The 3,981-nt window shown below is 57.6% G+C and carries 6 protein-coding genes; 3 read left to right on the top strand and 3 right to left on the bottom strand.

The window, feature by feature from the left end:
• Both QNK41_RS11630 and QNK41_RS11625 read left to right on the top strand, forming a co-directional pair.
• Positions 1-817, top strand: an 817-nt coding sequence (locus QNK41_RS11630) for a TAXI family TRAP transporter solute-binding subunit (protein ID WP_319256940.1), incomplete at its 5' end; no start/stop codon positions are given.
• Positions 818-857: 40 nt separating this feature from the next.
• Positions 858-1,367: a hypothetical protein gene (locus QNK41_RS11625; protein ID WP_319256938.1), complete on the top strand. Its 510-nt coding sequence runs from the start codon at positions 858-860 to the stop codon at positions 1,365-1,367.
• Positions 1,368-1,388: 21 nt separating this feature from the next.
• Here QNK41_RS11625 and QNK41_RS11620 read toward each other — a convergent pair whose 3' ends face one another.
• The gene (locus QNK41_RS11620; protein WP_319256936.1) at positions 1,389-1,925 is read right to left on the bottom strand and encodes an MFS transporter; all 537 of its coding nucleotides are present in this window, start codon (positions 1,923-1,925) and stop codon (positions 1,389-1,391) included.
• A 3-nt stretch (positions 1,926-1,928) separates the two neighbouring features.
• Positions 1,929-2,345, bottom strand: coding sequence for an MFS transporter (locus tag QNK41_RS11615; RefSeq protein ID WP_319256934.1), 417 nt, complete (start codon positions 2,343-2,345; stop codon positions 1,929-1,931).
• Between the two features lie 488 nt (positions 2,346-2,833).
• Between QNK41_RS11615 and QNK41_RS11610 the strand changes: the two genes are divergently transcribed.
• Positions 2,834-3,076, top strand: coding sequence for a hypothetical protein (locus QNK41_RS11610; RefSeq protein WP_319256932.1), 243 nt, complete (start codon positions 2,834-2,836; stop codon positions 3,074-3,076).
• Between the two features lie 122 nt (positions 3,077-3,198).
• On the opposite strand, the gene QNK41_RS11605 is transcribed toward QNK41_RS11610, so the two are convergent.
• Positions 3,199-3,981, bottom strand: a 783-nt coding sequence (locus QNK41_RS11605; protein ID WP_319256930.1) for a heterodisulfide reductase-related iron-sulfur binding cluster, incomplete at its 5' end; no start/stop codon positions are given.

Raw genomic sequence — 3,981 nt, 5'->3', positions numbered from 1 at the left:
CAGCATGCACGCCGAGAATCTGGACTGCCAGGTTCTTCCGGCCCCGGATGGCATCCATAACCTGACCAACCTTCAGGGGGGCTCCCTGGATATGGCCTTAACCGACTCGCACCTGTTGGCCGATGCGATCAACCAGACCGGCCAGTTTGCGTTTCTGGATATCCGCTATGACAACCTGGGCGGCCTATTACCGCTTTATGACCTACCGATATTGCTGATTTCACGATCGGATGCGGATATTGCCGATTTGGACCAATTGAAAAGCAAACGAATAAACGCCGGGGCGCCAAGCTCGAAGGAGCGCCGGGCAGTAGATTGGATCATGGCTGCCAAGGGTTGGACGACGGCGGACTTCAAACTTTTCGAAGCCTTACCGGCCAGCCTTTCCCAGGATACCATGGCTTTTTGCCATGGTTCCATACAGGCCATGGTCAATATCGGCGTGCACCCGGATTCAAAGTTCCAGCAGTTGCTGGAACTCTGCAACGCCGCGCCGGTGAACATGGATGACAGCGACATTGCCAAAATGGTCGACGGACATCCAGCTTTTCTACGAACCCTGATCCCCGCGCAGACCTATCCATCTATTAAAAACCCGATTTCAACATTCGCAACGACCATTCTGCTGGTTGCGTCTAAAAGCCTCGATGCCGAGACCACGGTTTCGATTATGGCTGCCCTGGAACAATATCAGGATAAGTTGAAAAGCATCCATCCCGCACTGGGTCAGTTTTCCGTGAAGCCATCCGATGGTCCGGATATCGGTCTCCCCCTGCACCCGGGTGCGGCAGCCTATTTTGCATCACAGGGAAATTGACCTGTTAAAGACCACCAGCTAAAGCCAGTTTGCCTGCGGGATGTCCTCAATTTCCAACCAGACCCAGCTTTCACGACGCATTCGGGACTCGCGTCCGCTATTGGCCCTGTTGGTGACCCTGACAGTGGCCTGCGCCGGTACCTACGGAAACCTGCAGCGCAGCAACGATGTCAGCAAAACCTTCGAGCGCCACGAGGTGCTGGCGGACCACGCCTACTATGCCACCGGTCCCGAGGCCCGTCCCACGGCCATCCTGGCCATTCACCGGACCTACACCCTAAAGCCAGGCTTATGGCGGTCCGTGAAGATGACTCCCGAGCTACTGAATCGGCTGGTGGACGCCATGACCGACCAGTTGGGGTTTACGCCCGCCATCCTGGGCGGGGTGATTGCCGATCCTGAGGGTAAACAGGTGGGGGTCTGGTATTCGCTTTACAGCCGTACGACCATTCGATTTGAGCCTGAGAACGTGATTGTCGTCAGCCTGCCCTCAGCGGACAACGATCCGTTTTCCATGGATGGGGGGCGTCGGCCCGGTACGCTGCGTTGAGATCCCCTGCGCGACGTGCCTTCAGTATCTGTCAATTTCGAGATCGCTGCGTGGGTCCAGGGACATGACCACGGGGGACGTACTTTTCATGGGCACGAAGGCCACCTGGTCTTCCACCGCCACGATTTCTACCTTTTCCTGCTTTTTCAAATAGAGGGTGACCACGGCGAAGGCACCGTTTATAAAAAACCAGAACGCGAAAAGGCCAAATGGGGAGTCCAGCAGGGCCATCATCCCGGAGGCCAGAACGGGGCTGACGCTGGCGCCGATGCTGTAAGCGAAAAGCAGGCCGGCGCTGACGGCCACCGCCTCCTGCCCACCGAAGATATCGTGCGCCCGGGCCACCGAGATCGGGTAGACGGCAAACATCAATGCACCGAACAGTCCCATCCCTACCGCCATTCCTCCAAACGATGTCTCTCCGATAACGAACAGAAATCCGCCGACAACGGCGATAGCGGTTGCGATGACAGTGAGGACAACGGTGCGGTCAAACCGGTCTGACAGGGTTCCCACTGCCCACTGGGCCGCCAGGCCGCAGAACACGGTGATGGACATGATTCAGGACAGCTGACGCAGCGACAGGCCGATGTCGGTGCAGACCACCGGTATCATGGCATAAAAGGCACTGTTGGTCAGGCCGGCGACCATGCACCCGAGCATGCCCAGCGGTGCCCGTCGGAAAATGGATAGGAAATGGTAGGGCTTGGTTTCGGGCAGACTGGGATGGACACCCCCGGTGGCCGACACCGGCACCAGGCAGAGGGTGAAGATGATACCGGCGATGATGAACAGCGTTTGCCCCTGAACGTCTCCGACATTGAGCAACTGCTGGCCGATGCCGATGCCCAGGTAAGTCAGGGTCATGTAAATGGAAAATACCCGCCCCCGGTAGCGCGATTCAGTACACTCGTTGAGCCAGCTCTCGATGACCATAAACAGGTCGAAGGTTGTGATGCCGCATAAAAACCGCAGCATTCCCCAAACCATGGGGAGAGATGAAGCCCGTGGAGAAGGGCCGCAGCCGTCGTCGTGGCGGCAAACACGGTGAAGGCCCGGATGTGACCCACCCGTTGGATCAAGCGATGGCAGGTGAATGACCCGGTCAACAGGCCGGTGAAATAACAGGACAGGACCACGCAGGTGGTGGCTGTGGAAAAACCCTCCGCGGCCATGCGTGAGCTCAGCAGGGTGTTTAACAGGCCGTTGCCGGTCAAAAAGACAAAGGCGGCGGCAAACAATGCTCCAAACGCACCCAAGGTGGTGACCATGTTATTTCCTTAAACGCGTGTCCTCACGAGTCAAGACATTCTGCCTGCTAAAAAAGGGACGCCCGACCAAAGCAAATTTGGGACAAATAAGCAATCCCTTTTTCTTCCTGGCAGGGGTCTCACCGGTTTGCATTTGTCAGGATGATGAATACTCTATCTGATGAAGCGAACCGGCTGAAACGAAAGGAAAAGACAATGAATGACATCAATGCGTGCAAACCCAAAATCATGATGGACCTTGAAGCCCTCAACGCCACCAACGCCCAGGGATGTGTGGCCTGCGGCCGCAAGTTCAATCTCGGTGACACTGCGGTACTGGCCTGCGGTGCCTGGGGGAGCGGCTCGCGCTACATTCACGAAAACGAGGCCGTTTTGGACAGCCGGACGTCCCAGTATTTTGAGCGCGGGTATTTTATGAGCCTGAAAGCCGGTGCATAGGTCATTCGCGGCCATCGAAAAGGCCACGGCCGACCTTTTTCGAGGCGTGTGTCAAACCGGATGTCTGCCTCGCTGGCGAGACGGGTCGCCCAGGGGCGATTGTGGATGGTTATGGGATGTTGTCAGATCGCGAATCGTTTGTTTTTGAACAGCGGCAGCGGATCGATGAGATGTTTCTTGAACCAATGGGGCCAGTCTGTTGAACCCATGCCGTAGGCCAGCAGTTCCACGATTGAAAAAACCGGCAGTCGCCGATGGGCAGGGCTTCTGAGCTCCAGGTTGAGCTGGCACATGGCACACGCCGTGACCACGCACTCGGCCCCCGCCAAAATGGCCTTGTCCATGATGTCCGTGACCATGGGCGCCACGATGTCCGGTCTGGCCACCGATAAAAAAGCCCCGCAGCATTTTGCCTGATATCCCCATTTAAGCGCATCAGCACCCAGCCAACCCATGACCGATTCCATGCTGCCATGAAGTTTGGGGTAGTTTTTGAGTTCCGGCGGCGCTGCCAGCAGGCAGCCGTAATAGGGCACATAGCGCAGACCCGTCAGGGCCTGTTGCAGGGCATCGCGATAAGGCTTTTCCTTCAATCGGCCGGGCAACAGGTCCATCAGATGGTGAACGCGCAGTTCCTGGTCGAGGGTGTTTCCCAGGATTTCCCGGTTGACCCGGCGGCTGGTATCATCGCTGCGAAGCTGGTTGGATGCCACCCGCAGACGGTTGGCACAGCCGGCACACATGACCATCAGGTCCCGGCCCATGGACTGGGCTTGAAACAGGTTGCGGGCCGCCAGGGACACCGCCAGTTGAGGCCTGACCGCGTGGATGGAGGACGACCCGCAGCAGTTCCAGTCCGGCAGTGCCGACAGGTTGATGTCCAGCCGGTTGCAGACCTGGTGCAG

Origin of the sequence: Desulfosarcina sp. (genome assembly GCF_033791525.1) — a bacterium.
Taxonomy (GTDB): domain Bacteria; phylum Desulfobacterota; class Desulfobacteria; order Desulfobacterales; family Desulfosarcinaceae; genus Desulfosarcina.
This window is presented reverse-complemented; position numbering and strand designations above follow the sequence as displayed.